Source organism: Paraburkholderia sp. RL17-347-BIC-D (genome assembly GCF_046027915.1).
Classification (GTDB): domain Bacteria; phylum Pseudomonadota; class Gammaproteobacteria; order Burkholderiales; family Burkholderiaceae; genus Paraburkholderia.
Genome location: NZ_JARESS010000231.1, coordinates 1 through 564, shown reverse-complemented (window position 1 = coordinate 564; position 564 = coordinate 1). Strand labels below are relative to the sequence as shown.

The following is a 564-nucleotide window of genomic DNA, read 5'->3' as shown; positions in this document are numbered from 1 at the left end:
GGCTATGAACGGTACCAGGATCAGCAGACGCCTTTCGACAAAGCTGGCCAGCCAGAACGGAAGGTAGCGCTGCAGGAACGGACGACCGGATTTGAAGTAGCGCGTGCTTTCGTCCGAAATGGGAAATTCGTCGGTGTTCAGGTTGGGAAACGCGCCGTGCGGCGTAAAGTAATCTTCGGCGCCGTGCACGGTTCTGGCCGCGTCTAGCAGCAGGTAGACCAGTGCGGGATGCATGGTGTCTTTCGACACGAGCAGAGCGGTGGCGGCCAACAGGGTGACGTCGGCTTGCGGAAGGTCATCCACTATGCTGATCGAGGCGCGGGAAAAAACGATCTTGGAGAGAGACGGGAATTTTTGCACCAGCGCGTCGGCCTGGGCAAAACCCATCAGTTTCAGATTGCTGTTGAGTAGCGTGTGCTGCATCGGAGCGTCGGGCCTGCCTATAAAAAAAGCAGCATCCAGCTTGCCGTCTTCAAGGCCTTGATATGCCGTGACGGCATCCATTTGCATCAGCGAAGTATTGTCCCGAGTGACGCCGCTATAGGAGAGCAATACCTGGGCGAC

1 protein-coding gene is annotated in these 564 nt (G+C 57.1%); it reads right to left on the bottom strand.

Annotation, left to right across the window (positions count from 1 at the left end; genetic code table 11):
* The coding region (locus tag P0D96_RS48325; protein WP_459252717.1) for a TAXI family TRAP transporter solute-binding subunit at window positions 1–564 on the bottom strand (564 nt) is incomplete at both ends.